The organism is Streptomyces sp. NPDC088254, from assembly GCF_044740925.1.
Taxonomy (GTDB): Bacteria; Actinomycetota; Actinomycetes; order Streptomycetales; family Streptomycetaceae; genus Streptomyces.
Genome location: NZ_JBIURQ010000001.1, coordinates 1,003,117 through 1,018,837 on the forward strand (window position 1 = coordinate 1,003,117; position 15,721 = coordinate 1,018,837).

At 72.1% G+C, this 15,721-nt stretch carries 16 protein-coding genes; 13 read left to right on the forward strand and 3 right to left on the reverse strand.

What is annotated here, in order from left to right:
* Nucleotides 1-25 precede the first annotated feature (25 nt).
* The 12 genes from ACIOC0_RS04305 (at nucleotide 26) to ACIOC0_RS04360 (ending at nucleotide 11,373) form a co-directional block, all read left to right on the forward strand.
* Entirely contained in the window at nucleotides 26-1,585 is a 1,560-nt protein-coding gene (locus tag ACIOC0_RS04305; protein WP_402152237.1) for an arabinogalactan endo-beta-1,4-galactanase, read from the forward strand.
* Between the two features lie 227 nt (nucleotides 1,586-1,812).
* Nucleotides 1,813-2,100 (forward strand): ArsR family transcriptional regulator, encoded by a 288-nt coding sequence (locus tag ACIOC0_RS04310; RefSeq protein ID WP_351089339.1) that lies wholly within the window; start codon nucleotides 1,813-1,815, stop codon nucleotides 2,098-2,100.
* Between the two features lie 119 nt (nucleotides 2,101-2,219).
* Complete coding sequence (locus tag ACIOC0_RS04315) at nucleotides 2,220-3,182, forward strand: SMP-30/gluconolactonase/LRE family protein (protein WP_402152240.1); 963 nt, start codon at nucleotides 2,220-2,222, stop codon at nucleotides 3,180-3,182.
* A gap of 166 nt (nucleotides 3,183-3,348) precedes the next feature.
* Nucleotides 3,349-3,810: a fluoride efflux transporter CrcB gene (gene crcB / locus ACIOC0_RS04320; protein ID WP_402152243.1), complete on the forward strand. Its 462-nt coding sequence runs from the start codon at nucleotides 3,349-3,351 to the stop codon at nucleotides 3,808-3,810.
* On the forward strand, nucleotides 3,807-4,187 hold the full coding sequence (locus ACIOC0_RS04325) for a DUF190 domain-containing protein (RefSeq protein ID WP_402152246.1): 381 nt from the start codon (nucleotides 3,807-3,809) through the stop codon (nucleotides 4,185-4,187). Before crcB (ACIOC0_RS04320) ends, ACIOC0_RS04325 begins: the two co-directional genes overlap by 4 nt.
* Complete coding sequence (gene crcB, locus ACIOC0_RS04330) at nucleotides 4,184-4,558, forward strand: fluoride efflux transporter CrcB (protein WP_402152249.1); 375 nt, start codon at nucleotides 4,184-4,186, stop codon at nucleotides 4,556-4,558. Before ACIOC0_RS04325 ends, crcB (ACIOC0_RS04330) begins: the two co-directional genes overlap by 4 nt.
* Before the next feature lie 66 nt (nucleotides 4,559-4,624).
* Nucleotides 4,625-5,461 (forward strand): undecaprenyl-diphosphate phosphatase, encoded by an 837-nt coding sequence (locus ACIOC0_RS04335; RefSeq protein WP_402152252.1) that lies wholly within the window; start codon nucleotides 4,625-4,627, stop codon nucleotides 5,459-5,461.
* Nucleotides 5,462-5,560: 99 nt separating this feature from the next.
* Complete coding sequence (locus ACIOC0_RS04340; RefSeq protein WP_402152255.1) at nucleotides 5,561-6,292, forward strand: FadR/GntR family transcriptional regulator; 732 nt, start codon at nucleotides 5,561-5,563, stop codon at nucleotides 6,290-6,292.
* Nucleotides 6,289-7,728 carry an amino acid permease gene (locus tag ACIOC0_RS04345; RefSeq protein ID WP_402152257.1) on the forward strand — a complete coding sequence of 480 codons (1,440 nt, stop codon included), beginning with the start codon at nucleotides 6,289-6,291 and terminating at the stop codon, nucleotides 7,726-7,728. The genes ACIOC0_RS04340 and ACIOC0_RS04345 overlap by 4 nt, the downstream gene beginning before the upstream one ends.
* An 89-nt stretch (nucleotides 7,729-7,817) precedes the next feature.
* A complete protein-coding gene (locus tag ACIOC0_RS04350) occupies nucleotides 7,818-8,828 on the forward strand; it encodes an asparaginase (RefSeq protein WP_402152260.1) in 1,011 nt (336 codons plus the stop codon).
* Between the two features lie 120 nt (nucleotides 8,829-8,948).
* On the forward strand, nucleotides 8,949-10,376 hold the full coding sequence (aspA, locus tag ACIOC0_RS04355) for an aspartate ammonia-lyase (RefSeq protein ID WP_402152263.1): 1,428 nt from the start codon (nucleotides 8,949-8,951) through the stop codon (nucleotides 10,374-10,376).
* Nucleotides 10,377-10,434: 58 nt separating this feature from the next.
* Nucleotides 10,435-11,373, forward strand: a complete 939-nt coding sequence (locus ACIOC0_RS04360; RefSeq protein ID WP_402152266.1) for a glutaminase — start codon at nucleotides 10,435-10,437, stop codon at nucleotides 11,371-11,373.
* A gap of 27 nt (nucleotides 11,374-11,400) precedes the next feature.
* On the opposite strand, the gene ACIOC0_RS04365 is transcribed toward ACIOC0_RS04360, so the two are convergent.
* The 3 genes from ACIOC0_RS04365 to rho all read right to left on the reverse strand — a co-directional run bounded on the left by ACIOC0_RS04365 (nucleotide 11,401) and on the right by rho (nucleotide 14,412).
* Nucleotides 11,401-11,832 carry a hypothetical protein gene (locus ACIOC0_RS04365; protein WP_402152269.1) on the reverse strand — a complete coding sequence of 144 codons (432 nt, stop codon included), beginning with the start codon at nucleotides 11,830-11,832 and terminating at the stop codon, nucleotides 11,401-11,403.
* A 148-nt stretch (nucleotides 11,833-11,980) separates the two neighbouring features.
* Complete coding sequence (locus tag ACIOC0_RS04370; RefSeq protein ID WP_402152272.1) at nucleotides 11,981-13,162, reverse strand: D-alanyl-D-alanine carboxypeptidase family protein; 1,182 nt, start codon at nucleotides 13,160-13,162, stop codon at nucleotides 11,981-11,983.
* Between the two features lie 107 nt (nucleotides 13,163-13,269).
* Nucleotides 13,270-14,412, reverse strand: coding sequence for a transcription termination factor Rho (rho, locus tag ACIOC0_RS04375; RefSeq protein ID WP_402152275.1), 1,143 nt, complete (start codon nucleotides 14,410-14,412; stop codon nucleotides 13,270-13,272).
* A 367-nt stretch (nucleotides 14,413-14,779) separates the two neighbouring features.
* Between rho and ACIOC0_RS04380 the strand changes: the two genes are divergently transcribed.
* A complete protein-coding gene (locus ACIOC0_RS04380; RefSeq protein ID WP_402152278.1) occupies nucleotides 14,780-15,697 on the forward strand; it encodes a hypothetical protein in 918 nt (305 codons plus the stop codon).
* The last annotated feature ends 24 nt before the right edge of the window (nucleotides 15,698-15,721 follow it).

Sequence of the window (15,721 nt, forward strand, 5' to 3'; positions counted from 1 at the left end):
CACGTCGAAGGGACGACGGACGACGATGTTCCATCCCAGACGCACCCTCAGGGCCCTGCTGCTGCCGCTCGCCGCGGGACTCGCCCTCACCGCCCTCCCTGCGCTCAGCGCGCACGCCGCGGCCCCGCTCGCCAACGGCGGCTTCGAAGCCGACGGCTCCGGGACGGCCGTGCCCGCCGGCTGGTCGGAGAGCGGCGACAGCGCCGCCTCGTTCACCGAGGCGGGCGGCCACGGCGGCAGCCTGCGCCTGTCCCACTGGGCGTCCACCCCCTACAAGGTGGAGACCTACCAGCGGCTGTCCGGGCTCGCCGACGGCGCTTACACCCTGACCGCCTGGGTGCGCTCCGGCGGCGGCCAGAACTCCGCCTCCATCGGCCTGAAGAACTGCGGCGGCCCCGAACAGCGCACCGACATCCCGGTCTCCGCGAGCGGCTGGATCCGCGTCGTCGCCTCCGTCACGGTCACCCTCCACCAGTGCACGGTCAGTGTCGCCTCCGACGCCAACGCCGGGAACTGGATCAACGTCGACGACCTGACCCTCACCCCGGGCTCCACGGGCCTCACCGTCAAGGGCTCCGACGTCTCCTCCCTCATCAAGAGCGAGGCCAAGGGCGGCGTCTACCGCGACGGTTCGGGAGCGAGGGGCGACGCGCTCGCCATCCTGAGGAACGCCGGGCAGAACTGGGCGCGCTTGAAGGTCTGGGTGGACCCCGCCGACGGCTACAACGACAAGGCCCGGGTGCTGGCGGCCGCCAAGCGCGTCAAGGCGCGGGGCATGAAGCTGCTGGTCGACTTCCACTACTCGGACACCTGGGCCGACCCCGGCGCGCAGAAGGTGCCCGCCCACTGGTCCGGCCACTCCTACGAGCAGCTCAAGACCGACGTCAGCCGGCACACCTCCGACGTCCTGCGCGCCCTCAAGGCACAGGGCACCACCGCCGACATGGTGCAGGTCGGCAACGAGATCAACGGCGGCACGCTGTGGCCCGCCGGCTCCACGGACAACTGGGCCCAGCTCGCCGGACTGCTCAACTCCGGCTACGACGCCGTCAAGGCCGTCGACTCCCGCACGGCGGTGGCCCTGCACCTCGCCAAGGGCGGCGACCTGGCCGGCACCCGCTGGTGGTTCGACAACGCCGTCTCCCACGGGGTGAGGTTCGACGTCATCGGCCTGTCCTACTACGGCTACTGGCACGGCACGCTCGCCGACTTCCAGACCACCCTGGACGACGCGGCCTCCCGTTACGCCAAGCCGGTCTTCGTCGCCGAGACGGCCTACCCCTTCCGGCTGGACAGCAAGGACGCGCACGAGAACATCATCGACGTCCCCGGCGAACTGGTCCCCGGCTACCCGGCCACGGTCGCCGGCCAGACCCGGTGGATGAAGGACGTGGCGAGCATCGTCGAGGCCGTCCCGAACGGACGCGGCCTCGGCCTGTTCCACTGGGAGTCCACCTGGACCGCCGTCGCGGGCAACGGCTGGGACCCGGCCGACGCCGCCTCCGGCAACGGCTGGGAGAACCAGGCCCTGTTCGGATACGACGACAGGGCGCTGCCCTCGATGTCCTGGTTCAGCCACCGCTGACACCCGACGCGCAGTCAAGGGGCCGGCCGCGGCACGCGGGCGGCCCCTTTCCGTCTTCCGCGACGCCCCCGAACCGCTCCATGGGCAGGTGGCGTTGCATCCAGGCCAAGGGTGGCGGAGTCCAGGACACGACCGCCCCCGCTGCGCGACAGTGGGAGGAAGCGGGGCAGGCGCTGCTTTCGCAACACGCCCTAGGAGCCCGGTCCCACTAGGACGGAGGGGACGACATGCTGAGGACTCCGGTCAGCGAACGGCGTCTGGCCATCCTGGAGTGGCTGAAGGATCCGGAGAGGCACTTCCCGCCGCAACGGCACGGCGACCTCGTCGAGGACGGCGTGAGCGCGGACGCCCTCGCGGCGAAACTGGGCGTGCGCCGCAGAGTCGCCGACACCCACCTCACCCTGCTCGCCGACCTCGGTCTGCTGCGCGCCAAGCGGATCCGCCGCCGCACCCACTACCGGCGCGACGAGATGCGCATCGCGGAAGTGGCCCGAATGTTCGAGAAAGGGTGGTGACGGCTGACGGCGAACCCGCACCCCCGTGAGCCTTACCCGCACGGCCCCCCGACGGCGACACCACCTACGCGCCCCGCGTCCCGGCATCGACCCCCACCAGCGAAGGGCAGACCCCACTCATGCACCGACCCTCGGATCTCGTCCCCGTGAGGTACCTCTCCCTCGGCGGCTCCGGCCCCGAGGACGTCGTGGCCGACCCGCACGGCCGCGTCCTGACCGGGCTCGCGGACGGCCGGATCCTGCGCGTCGACGGCCTCGACGACCCCGTGTGCGCCCGGGTCGAGGAGCTCGCCGTGATCGGCGGTCGCCCCCTCGGCCTCGAACTCCTTCCTGATGGCGATCTGTTGGTGTGCGACGCGGACGGCGCGCTGCTGCGCGTCGACACCCGCACCGGCCGCACGCGCGTCCTCGCGGAGTGGGCGGCGGGGGAGCGGCTGCGGTTCTGCAGCAACGTCGTCGCCCTGCCCGACGGGACCGTCTTCTTCACCGTCTCCAGCCAGGTCCACCCCTTGCACGACTGGATCGGCGACCTCGTCGAACACACCGGCACGGGCCGTCTGCTGCGCCTCGCACCCGGCGAGGAGGAACCCGAAGTCCTCCTCGAGGGGCTCCAGTTCGCCAACGGCCTCGCCCTCAGCGCCGACGGCGGCGCGCTCGTCGTCGCCGAGACCGGCGCCCGCCGCCTCACCCGCTACCGGCTCACCGGCCCCGGCGCGGGCCGTGCCGACACCCTCGTCGAGGACCTGCCGGGCTTCCCGGACAACCTGTGGCGCGGCGCCCCCGACGGCCCGATCTGGGTCGCCCTGGCCGGACCGCGGGTCCCCCCGCTCGACCTCCTGCACCGCGCGTCACCCGAGGTCCGCCGGCGCGCGGCCCGGCTCGCCCTGCGCGCGCCGTTCCACCCCACCGGCTCCGTCGGCGTGCTCGCAGTCGACGACGAGGGCCGCACCGTGCACCACCTCACCCGCCGGCGCTCCGGCTTCCGCATGGTCACCAGCGTCTGCGAGGCCCGCGGCCGGCTCGTCCTGGGCAGCCTGTGGGAACGCGGCATCGCGGTGTGCGAGGCGCCCGCCGCGAAGTGACCCCGGTCCGGCGCCGAGGCTATCCTGGTCACCGGTCGCGATCGCCTCGCGCCGCGGCGGTGGGGCCCGCCGTATTCGAACCGCGGCATGCGCGCCGCCAACGGTCCCTGCTCGCGATGGAGCGCGCCCGTGTGCCAGGGCCCCGGTGAGTAGGAGACACGCAGGCATGACAGCCCCGGAGACCGAGAGCCTCCGCACCCGGACCCGTCCCGCACGGCCCTCCGCCCGACGCGGTCAGGCGCCGGTGGTTGCGGTGGTCGCCCTCGGCGGCGCCCTCGGCGCGACCGCCCGGTACGCGGCCTCGCTCCACTGGCCCGCGCCACCCGGGGGGTTCCCCTGGGCCACCCTGTGGACCAACGTCGTGGGATGCGCCGTCATCGGCGTGTTCATGGTGGTCGTCACCGAGGCCAGGGCGGCTCACCGACTGGTCCGCCCCTTCTTCGGCACCGGCGTCCTCGGCGGCTTCACCACGTTCTCCACCTACGCCGTCGACATCCAGAAGCTGGTCGACTCCGGCCGCCCGGGCACGGGCCTGGCCTACCTCGCCGCGACGCCCCTCGCGGCCCTCTCCGCGGTGTGGCTCGCCTCCACGGCGACTCGCCGTGGCCTGAAGCGGAGGCAGCCATGACGAGGCTGACCGGCGACGCCGTTCGGGTGACCGTCCTCATCGGTGAGACCGACACCTGGCGTCATAAGCCCCTCTACGCCGAGATCGTGCACCGCGCCCACGCAGCCGGTCTCGCCGGCGCAAGCGTCTTCCGCGGCATCGAGGGCTACGGCGCCTCCTCCCTGATCCACACCTCGCGACTGCTCTCCCTCAGCGAGGACCTGCCGGTGGCCGTCGTCATCGTCGACACGCGGGCCCGCGTCCGGGAGTTCCTCCCGCAGCTCGACGAGCTCGTCACCGAGGGGCTGGTGATCCTCGACGACTGCGAGGTCATCCGATACGTCGGCCGTGACGAAATCCAGGATGAAGCGGACACGCAGGGTAAGAGGTCGTTGTGAACTGGCTGCTGGTCGTCGCGGGTGCCGTGGTCGGCGCCCCGCTGAGGTACCTCACCGACCGCGCGGTGCAGTCCCGGCACGACTCGGTGTTCCCGTGGGGCACCTTCACCGTCAACGTCGCCGGCTGCCTGATCCTCGGTCTGCTCACCGGCGCGGCGGTCGCGGGAGCGGCCGGCTCCCACCTCCAGCTGCTCCTGGGCACCGGACTGTGCGGAGCGCTGACGACGTACTCGACCTTCTCCTACGAGACCTTGCGGCTGGCCGAGACCGGAGCGCGTGTGTTCGCCGCGGCGAACGTCGTCGCGAGCGTGGTCGCCGGTCCAGGCGCGGCGTTCGTGGGAGTGGCCCTGGCGCGGGCGGTGTGGGCGTAGAGGGTCCACGTCCAGATGTAGTAGGACTGTCCCCGCCGCACCCGCTGCCGAGAAGAACTGGATCCCATGAGCGCCATCTCCGTCGGCCAAGCCGTCGTCCTCGGAGCCGTCGAGGGAGTGACCGAGTTCCTCCCTGTCTCGTCCACCGGCCATCTCAAGATCACCGAGGGCCTGATGGGCATCCCGGTCGACGACGACGCGGTCGTCGGCTTCTCGGCCGTCATCCAGGTCGGGGCGATCGCGGCCGTGCTCGTCTACTTCCGCAAGGACATCGCGCGGATCGTCTCCGCGTGGGCGCGCGGCCTCGCCGACAAGGAGCAGCGCTACCACCACGACTACAAGTTCGCCTGGTGGGTGATCTTCGCGACGATCCCGATCGTCCTCGTCGGCCTGGCCGCCAAGCCGCTCATCCAGGGCCCGCTGGCCTCCCTGTGGGTGGTCGCCGGCTCGCTCATCGCCGGCAGCGGCGTGATGTGGGCCGCCGACCGCATGGGCCGGCACAAGCGCGGCGAGGACGACACCTCCCTCAAGGACGCGATGCTCGTCGGCGGCTCGCAGATCCTCGCGCTGCTCTTCCCCGGCTTCTCCCGCTCCGGCGCCACCATGTCCACCGCCCTCATGCTCGACCTGGACCGCGTGGCCGCCACCCGGCTGTCCTTCTTCCTCGGCATCCCGGCCCTCACCGGAGCCGGCCTGTACGAACTGAAGGACGCCCTCGGGACCGGAGCGGGCGCGGCCCCCCTGATCGTCGGCACCGCCGTCTCCTTCGCCGTGGCGTACGCCTCCATCGCCTGGCTGCTCCGCTTCGTCGCCAAGCACTCCTTCAGCGCCTTCGTGATCTACCGGCTCGCGGTGGGCGTGCTGCTGTTCGCACTGCTCGGAACCGGTGTCCTGCACGGCTGAGCCGCGTCCGGGGGCGGCCCGGCGCCGCAGGGCCGCCGACGGTCCGCATTCCGGTCCGCCCCTTGACATCGTCCCGGGCCTCCCGGAGCATCGGGTCCCGTGAACCTGTCAGACAGCCAGACAGGTGGTCCGGCACCCCGCCGCGTCAGCGCGATGGAAGCGGTCCTCGGCCACCTCCGCGACGCCATCGAACGCGGCGCGTACGCCATCGGCGACAAGCTCCCCTCCGAGGCGGAGCTCTGCCGCACGCTGGAGGTCTCCCGCCCCGTCCTGCGTGAGGCCCTGCGCGCCCTGCAGACCATGGGCCTGACCATGTCGCGGACCGGCAAGGGCACCTTCGTGATCGCGAACACCGTCGAGGACCCCACCTTCGGCGACTACGCGGCCAGCGACCTGCTGGAGGTGCGCCGCCACGTCGAGATCCCGGTCGCCGGGTACGCGGCCCTGCGCCGCACCCCGGAGAACCTGGACCACCTGGCCCATCTGCTGGACCGCATGGAGCGGGAGACGGACACCACCGCATGGGTCGCGATGGACTCCCTCTTCCATCTCGCGGTGGCCGAAGCCGCCCAGAACCCGGTCTTCCGCCGGGTCATCGAGGAGATCCGCGACGCACTGGCGCGTCAGTCGGCCTTCCTCAACGAGCTGGGCGGCCGGCGCGAGCAGTCCAACCGCGAGCACCGGGCCATCGTCGAGGCGCTGATCGACGGTTCCGAACACGACGCCGTGGAGGCCATGAGCCACCACCTCGACCGCGTCGAGACGACCCTCACCGACATCGTGCGCTCCGCGCGCACGGACAGCACCACGGAAGGCGGTACCGAGGCGTGAGCGAACAGCACCTCAAAGACGAGACGCGCCCCACCTCCCGTCATGTGGACGCCGGCGACGAGGGGTACAGCAAGTCCCTCAAGTCCCGCCACGTCAACATGATCGCCATCGGCGGAGCCATCGGCACCGGCCTCTTCCTCGGCGCCGGCGGCAGGCTCGCCGACGCCGGGCCCTCCCTCTTCATCGCCTACGCGGTCTGCGGCGTCTTCGCCTTCCTCGTGGTGCGCGCCCTCGGCGAACTCGTCCTCTACCGCCCCTCCTCGGGCGCCTTCGTCTCCTACGCCCGGGAGTTCCTCGGCGAGAAGGGCGCCTACACGGCCGGCTGGATGTACTTCCTGAACTGGGCCACCACCGGCATCGCCGACATCACCGCCGTCGCCACCTACACCCACTACTGGGGCATGTTCTCCGACATACCCCAGTGGGTGATCGCGCTCGTCGCCCTGGCCGTCGTCCTCACCGTGAACCTGATCTCGGTGAAGATCTTCGGCGAACTGGAGTTCTGGTTCGCGATCGTCAAGGTCGGCGCGCTCGTCGTCTTCATGTGCATCGGCATCTTCCTGCTGGTCACCCAGCACCCGGTCGACGGCGTCACGCCCGGTCCCGGCCTCGTCACCGACCACGGCGGCCTCTTCCCCAACGGCGTGCTGCCCATGCTGCTGATCGTCCAGGGCGTCGTCTTCGCCTACGCCTCCGTCGAGCTGGTCGGCGTCGCCGCCGGCGAGACCGAGAACCCCGAGAAGATCCTGCCCAAGGCCATCAACTCGATCATGTGGCGCGTCGGCCTGTTCTACGTCGGCTCGGTGATCCTGCTGTCGATGCTGCTGCCCTGGTCGTCCTACACCGCCGGGGAGAGCCCGTTCGTCACCGTCCTGTCCAAGGTCGGCATCCCCGCGGCCGGCGGCGTGATGAACCTCGTGGTCCTCACCGCCGCCATGTCCTCCCTCAACTCCGGCCTGTACTCCACCGGACGCATCCTGCGCTCCATGGCGAAGTCCGGTTCCGCGCCCGCGTTCACGGGCGTGATGAGCCGCAGCCAGGTCCCCTACGGCGGCATCCTGCTCACCAGCGGCATCTGCGTCCTCGGCGTCGGCCTCAACTTCGTCGTGCCCGCCGACGCATTCGAGATCGTGCTCAACTTCGCGGCGATCGGCATCCTCGCCACCTGGGGCATGATCATGATCTGTCACCTGCTCTTCTGGCAGAAGACCCGGAAGGGCGAGCTCACCCGGCCCGGCTACCGACTGCCGGGCTCCCCCTGGACCGAAGTCGTGACGCTGGCCTTCCTCGCCTCCGTCCTGGTCCTCATGTACACCGACGGCGGCGCGGGACGCACCACCGTGCTGTGCCTGCCGCTGATCGTCGCCGCGCTCGTGGCAGGCTGGTACGCCATCCGCGGCCGCCTCGCCCGCTCCACGCCCCGGGCCGACGCCTGAGGAACCTCGTGCCGCGCCCGCCCGGGCGCGGCACGAGGACCTCGCAAGCCGACGCCGGCCCATGCCCACCCACCAGTGATCAGGCAGTGATGTACAGCAGTTCCCTCGCCCAGGCGCCCACCCTCCGCGAACCCCTCCACGCCCCCGTCGCCCACCTCGTCCGCGGCGGGGTGACCGAAGGCGTCCACCACGGCTCCGTCGTCGTCCTCGGCACGGACGGCGAGGTCGCCTTCCAGCTCGGCGACATCGAGGTGGCCTTCCACCCGCGCTCGGCGCTCAAGCCCGTCCAGGCCGTCGCCATGGTGCGCGCCGGGCTCCCGCTCGACGGCGAGCTGCTCTCGCTCGCCGCCGCCAGCCACTCCGGCGAGGAACGCCACCTCGCCGGGGCCCGGCGCATCCTGGACGAGGCCGGACTCACCGAGGGCGACCTGCGCAACGTCCCCGACATGCCGTTCGGCAGGCCGGTCCGCGACACCTGGATCCGCGACGGGCGCGGGCCGTCCCGCCTCGCCCAGAACTGCTCCGGCAAGCACGCGGCCATGCTCTACACCTGCAAGCTGAACGGCTGGCCTCTCGACGGCTACCTCGACCCCGGGCACCCCCTCCAGCAGGCGATCGCCGAGATCGTCGAGGACCTCACAGGACAGCGCATCGCCCACACCACCGTCGACGGCTGCGGCGCGCCCCTCTTCTCCGTCTCCCTGCACGGCCTCGCCCGCGCCGCCGCCCGCATCACCACGGCCGTCCCGGGCACCCCGGAGTCCCGTGTCGCGGACGCGATGCGCGAGCACCCCGAGATGGCCTCCGGCGTCGGCCGGGACGTCGCCGAGCTGATGCGGGCGGTGCCCGGGCTGCTCGCCAAGGACGGCTTCGAGGGCGTCGAGGTGGCCGCGCTGCCCGACGGCCGCGCGATCGCCGTCAAGATCTCCGACGGCGCCGACCGGGCCCGCGTCCCCGTCGCGGCGGCCGCGCTGGCCCGCGCCGGCGTCGACCCCGCCCTCCTGACCGCCTTCGCGGGCGAGCCGCTGCTCGGCGGCGGCGAGCCCGTGGGAAGCGTGCGACCGGCGCGGGCCCTGGACCCGGTGTCGGCCCGCGTCTAGTGCGTCACTGACCTCCTCGACGTCCCTTTCGTCCGCGGCGGCAGCCGCGCATCCACCATGCCCCGCGTCCCTTCGAGGGCGCCCGGTCCCCGCCCCCTCAGAAAGAGGACCCGCACTCCCATGACCGCCGCAGCCACCCGCCGTGAACACGATCTGCTGGGGGACCGGGACGTCCCCGCCGACGCGTACTGGGGTGTGCACACCCTGCGCGCGACGGAGAACTTCCCCATCACCGGCACCCCGATCTCCGCCTACCCGCACCTCATCGACGCCCTCGCCGCGGTGAAGGAGGCCGCCGCCCTCGCCAACGAGGAACTCGGGCTGCTGGCGCCGGAGAAGGCCGCCGCCATCGTCGCCGCCTGCCGCGAGATACGCGCCGGCCGTCTGCACGAGCAGTTCGTGGTGGACGTCGTGCAGGGCGGCGCCGGCACCTCGACCAACATGAACGCCAACGAGGTGGTCGCCAACCGGGCGTTGGAGCTGCTGGGCCACGACAAGGGCCAGTACGCGTTCCTGCACCCCAACGAGGACGTCAACCTCGGCCAGTCCACCAACGACGTCTATCCGACCGCCGTCAAGGTCGCCACGGTCTTCGCGGTGCGCGGACTGCTCAAGGCGATGGCCGTCCTCCAGGACGCCTTCGCCCGCAAGGCGGTGGAGTTCGAGGGCGTCCTGAAGATGGGCCGCACCCAGCTCCAGGACGCGGTGCCGATGACGCTCGGGCAGGAGTTCTCGGCGTTCGCGGTGATGCTGGACGAGGACCGCAGCCGGCTCGCCGAGGCCGTCGAGCTGATCCACGAGATCAACCTCGGCGCCACCGCGATCGGCACCGGCCTCAACGCCCCCGCCGGATACGCAGAGTCGGCCCGCAGCCATCTCGCCGAGATCACCGGGCTGCCGCTGGTGACCGCCGCCAACCTGGTCGAGGCCACCCAGGACTGCGGGGCGTTCGTCCAGATGTCCGGTGTCCTCAAGCGGATCGCCGTGAAGCTCTCCAAGAGCTGCAACGACCTGCGCCTGTTGTCCTCCGGGCCGCGCGCCGGTCTGGGGGAGATCAACCTGCCGCCGGTGCAGGCCGGTTCGTCGATCATGCCGGGCAAGGTCAACCCGGTCATCCCCGAGGTCGTCAACCAGGTCGCCTTCGAGGTGATCGGCAACGACGTCACCATCACCATGGCCGCCGAGGCCGGACAGCTCCAGCTCAACGCCTTCGAACCGATCATCCTGCATTCCCTGTCGGAGTCGATCACCCACCTGCGCGCCGCGTGCCTCACCCTCGCCGAACGCTGCGTCGACGGGATCACCGCCAACACCGAGACCCTGCGCGCGACGGTCGAGAACTCCATCGGCCTCGTCACCGCCCTCAACCCCCACATCGGCTACACGGCGGCCACCGACATCGCCAAGGAGGCCCTCGCCACCGGCCGAGGAGTCGCCGAACTCGTCCTGGAGAAGGGCCTGTTGCCCGCCGAACGACTCACCGATCTGCTCCGGCCGGAGATCCTCGCCGGCAGCGGCTCGCCGCTCGCCCCGCAGTCCCTGACCTGATCCGTTCCGGCCCGCGGCGACGCTCCCGGACCGGCGCCGGGAAACCCTGAGAGGCACAATGGCGATCATGACGACGACGTCCTCGCCCGGTTTCCGCCCGGTCCTGGAGCGCATCGCCGAGGAGATGGAGCGCACCCCGGGCCGCGGCCGGCCCGCCGACTACATCCCGGCGCTCGCGGCCCGCGACCCGCGCCGCTTCGGCATGGCCGTCGCCGAACCGGACGGCACGGTGTACGGCGTGGGGGACTGGCGCGAGCCGTTCTCCACGCAGTCCATCACCAAGGTGTTCACCCTCGCCCTGGACCTCGCCCGCGAGGGCGACGAACTCTGGGAGCACGTGGGCCGCGAGCCCTCCGGCAACCCCTTCAACTCCCTGGTCCAGCTGGAGTACGAGAACGGCATCCCCCGCAACCCGTTCATCAACGCGGGCGCCCTCGTCGTCACCGACCGCCTCCACACCCGTACGTCGGACGCGGCCGGAGAGCTGCTGGCGTTCCTGCGCGCCGAGAGCGGCGACCCCGCCCTCGACTTCGACCTGGACGTCGCCGCCTCCGAGTCGGCGCACGGCGACCGCAACGCCGCCCTCGCCCATTTCATGGCGTCCTACGGCAACATCGACAACCCGGTGCCGGTCCTGCTCGACCAGTACTTCCGCCAGTGCTCGATCACCGCCTCCTGCGCCGGGCTCGCCCTGGCGACGGGCTTCCTCGCCCGGCACGGCGTCCGCGCCGATGGCACCCGGCTGCTCACCCGCAGCCAGGCCAAGCAGGTCAACGCCGTCATGCTGACCTGCGGCACCTACGACGCGGCCGGCGACTTCGCCTACCGCGTCGGCCTGCCCGGCAAGAGCGGGGTCGGCGGCGGCATCATCGCGGTCGTCCCCGGCCGCTGCACGCTGTGCGTGTGGAGCCCGGGCCTGGACGAGCGCGGCAACTCGGTGGCGGGCGTCGCCGCCCTGGACCGCTTCACGACACTGACCGGCCTGTCGGTGTTCTGACCCCCGACAGGCCGGACAACGCGTCGGCTAGTGGTCGTTCTTGTAGTAGTGCTGCGTCTGGTTCCTGCGGTCCGGACCCAGCCAGATGGTGACGCCGATGTTCTTGCCCTCGGGGAGGTCGTAGACGCCTCCCTGTGAAGCCCTGGCCACGACACAGGAGCCCTCGCCGCCCGAGGCGGTGAGCGTGTAGCGGATGTCGTAGGCGCCGGCGATGCTCTGCTCGACGGCGATCGAGACGCGAGGAGCCAGGCTGTCGGCGTCGGTGTCGCAGAGCGAGACGACGTCACCGTGCTCGGCGATGTAGACCGTGCCGCCGGGCACGGAGTCGGACGTGGTCCACGTGTGGTCCCAGCCGCCCGCGGGCGGGTCGACGGTGGCGGAAGCCGACGTCGCGGTGGCGAGCATGCCGGCGGCGAGGAAAGCGCTGGCCGCGGCCACGGTCGCGATCTTTCGGCGCATTGATGTACCCCCTTCGTACGCCCGCTCGGACAGTCCGGCGAGCAGGAGCGACCATACGTCATTCGATCAGACGGGAACATCAAATTTCGATCATGTTTTCCGTCGCGTTTCGAGGGTAACGCGCCTTGCTTTCAAGGTAGTTGAAGGGTCACATGCCTGACGGCGGGCGGCGTCTCCTCGGCCGCAGGGCCAGCGCCATGACGGCCGCACCGAGGAAGGCCGCGCCCGCGATCACGGCCGCGTCCGCCCAGCCGGGTCCGTCGGCGGGGGCCGCCGCGGCCGCCACCGGCACGACCTCGGGGCCCGGCGCCGGACGCCGCCGCTCGCGCAGCCCGTCCAGCGAGCCGACCGGATCGACCTGCCCGGCCGCCTCGAACCCCCAGTCCAGCAGGTCGCGTGCCTCCTCGTAGACAGCGTGGGCGCCGCCCGTCCGGGGGTGCATCACCGTGACCACGAGGGTGCGGCCCTCACGGCGGGCGGCGGCCACCAGCGTGTGGCCGGCCTCGCTCGTGTAGCCGTTCTTCACGCCGATCAGCCCCTGGTACGGCTCGACGCCGTCCTCGCCGCTCAGCAGCCGATTGGTGTTGGCGATCCCGAACCACCGGCCGTCACGCCCGGGGAATCGCGCCTGCACGGTGGCGCAGTGCCGCGCGAAGTCGGCGTTGCGCAGTCCCGCCCGCCCGAACACCGCCAGGTCGTACGCCGATGACACCTGGCCGGGCGCGTCGTACCCGTCGGGCGACACCACGTGCGTGTCCAGGGCCCCCAGGGAACGCGCCTTGGCCCGCATCCGCGCCGCCGTGGTCTCCCACCCCCCGTTGAGCGCGGCCAGGACGTGCACGGCGTCGTTGCCGGAGCTGAGGAACACCCCCCGCCACAGATCGTCGACCGAGTACGTCTCGCCCTCGACGACGCCCACGAGACTGCTGCCCGCACCGATCCCCATGAGCTCCTCCTCGGCGACCCGGTGGCGGATGCCGCCGGGCAGGACCGGCAGCACGGTGAGGGCGAACAGGGTCTTCATGGTGCTGGCCGGCGGCAGCGGGCGGTGCGCGTTCGACGCGGCGAGCACCTCGCCGGTGCGGGCGTCGGCCACCACCCAAGACAGCGCGGAGACGTCCGGCAGCCCGGGTGCTCCCGGATGCGGCCGCACCTGTGTGCCGGCCCGGTACAGCTGGGCCGGCCGGGGCAGCGTGGCCCGCGCTCCGCCGTGTGGACCGGGGTCCGGCTCGGCGGGTGCGGCGACGGCCGCGGGCCCGAGGGCCAGCACGCCCGCCACACAGATCGCGCAGGCCTGCGCGGCCGTCCGAGAGGAGAATCCGATCGTCATGTGATCAAACTAGGAACTCTCCCGTGCTTCCCGGCGCTGCCGGTGCCCGACGCGCGCACGAGCCACCCGGATGCCGCACCCCAGGGGTCCTGGAGGATGCGCGGGGGTCAGCCGGCGGGCAGCGTGGGCCGGACGTGGCGCAGGAAGGCCGCGTTGTCCGGGGTCTCGCGCAGCCGCTGCAACAGCGTCTCCAGGTTCGCCCGGCCGTCCCGGGTCCGCAGGGCCCGGCGCAGCCCCCGCACGGCCGCCAGCTCGCCGGGAGACAGGAGGAGTTCCTCACGGCGGGTGCCGGAGCCGTCGATGTCGACGGCGGGGAAGACCCGGCGGGAGGCCGGCTCCCGGTCGAGACGCAGCTCCATGTTGCCGGTGCTCTTCAGCTCCTCGAAGAAGAAGTCGTCGGCGCGGGATCCGGTCTCCACCAGGGCGGTGGCCAGCACGGTGAGCGAGCCGCCCTCCTCCGCCGCCCGCGCCGCGCCGAAGAACCGCTTGGGCCCGGTCAGCGCGGTCGCGTCGACCCCGCCGCTGAGGGTGCGGCCCCCCGGGCCGGCCGCGTTGTTGTGGGCCCGGCACAGCCGGGTCAGCGAGTCGAGCAGGATCACCACGTCCTCGCCGGCCTCGACGAGCCGCTTGGCCCGCTCCACCACCAGCTCGGCGAGGGCGATGTGCTGCAGGGGAGTCCGGTCGAAGGTCGAGGCGTACACCTCGCCCCGTACGGAGCGCCGCATGTCGGTGACTTCCTCGGGGCGTTCGTCGAGGAGCACCACCATCAGCCGTGCCTCGGGGTGGTTCCCGGCCACGGAGGCGGCGATCTGCTGGAGCAGCATGGTCTTGCCGGTCTTGGGCGGGGCGACGATCAGCCCGCGCTGCCCCTTGCCGACAGGCGCGAGCAGGTCCGTGACCCGCCCGGCGAGACCGGCCGCCGGATGTTCGAGCCGCAGCCGCTCGTGCGGATGCAGGGGCGTCAGATCGCGGAAGTCCCTGCGGGTGCGGGCCTCCTGTGGCGTACGGACGTTGACGCGCGCCACGTCGGTGAGCGTGCGCGCCGCGCCGTGCGTCCCCTCCACGAAGTCGCCTCGGCGCAGGCCCAGTCGGCGGATCAGCGCGGCCGGGACCTGGACGTCGGCGGGGGAGGGCAGCAGGCTCTCGGCGCGCAGCCGGCCCTTCCCGTGTCCGTCGACGTCGAGGACGCCGCCGGCGAGCTGGGCCGGGAACTCCGGCCGGACAGAGGGGTGTTCGAGAGTGGTGGTCATGGTGCGGAGTCCTTTCGGAAGGACGGAGGGCTGGAGAGCCAAGTGGAGAAGGGGAGTTGCCGCGAGAGGGAGGGGCGATGGAACGCACGCCTGCCGACGGCGGGAAACGCACACCTCGGGCGCGGCGCGAAGAGCCAGCTCAGGAGGAGTGCGGGAAAACCGGCGCCCATGCCGTCGAACGGCGGGCGGATCGGCGAAAACGAAGACGGCACCGAAGCCGAAGACACGGCCTGTACGAATGCCACGGGCAGCATAGCACGCCCTCGCGTCGGCCGGTCGGGCAACCGCGATCGAGGGCGAGGTACCCAGACCATAACGATCCGCGACAACAGGGGACTTGACCACCAACGATGGGTATCGTCACGCCATGTCCACGCCGCCGCAGCCGCAGCAACCGGAACAGCCTTCCGACGCGCCCGTCCAGCCGAGCGCGTACCCGTACCCGCACCCCCGGTCGCCGGGCCCGGGCGAGGGCACGGGGCACCCGCAGGCCGCACCGGCTCCGCAGCCGGGGCAGCAGGCCTTCTACCACCAGCCGACCCTGGCCGGACTGCCCGCGCAGCCCCAGCCCCAGCCTCACCCGGGCAACCCGTACGCCCAGCACACCGGCTACGGCCCCGCGCCCGCCCCGCCGTCCGGCGGTGGCGGCGGAAAGGCCGCCGGACGCGCCGTGCTGTGGGCCGTCGTCGGCGCGGTCGTGGCCTCCGCCGCCTGGGCGGCGGGCGTCTTCCTCATCGGTGACGGCGGGGGAGCCGAGGCGGACCTGCGCGGCTACACCGCGCCCGCGAACCTGTGCACCAGCGCCGACTACTCGTCGTTCAAGGCGCTGTACACCGGGGACGCCGGCACGCCGACCCACAACGAGCTGGAGGACCCCGCCCTCGACGACAGCTACTGCAGCGTCAGCCTGAAGAAGACCGGCTCCACCTACACCGACGCCTACCTCTCCATCCAGCTGCAACTGCACAAGAAGACCGACCCCGGGCCCGAGTTCACCGCCCGCTGGAAGAACTACGCGGAGAGCCGCACCGGTTACGACGTGGACACCGTCACCGGCATCGGCGACGAGGCCTATCTCGTCAGCCAGGACACCACCGGCAGCGCCGGCAGCAGCGGCTCCATCGACGCCACCCTCGCCGTCCGGGACGGCTGGGTGACGTACTCGATGGACTACAGCCTCTACCTCTCCTCGTACGACGTCGACAAGGACCCGCCGGAGCTCGACGAGGTGGTCGACTGGCTGAAGAAGGACACCAGGGCCACCCTGGGGGCGCTCGGCGACTGACCGCCCCCGTCGTGGAGGCGCGGC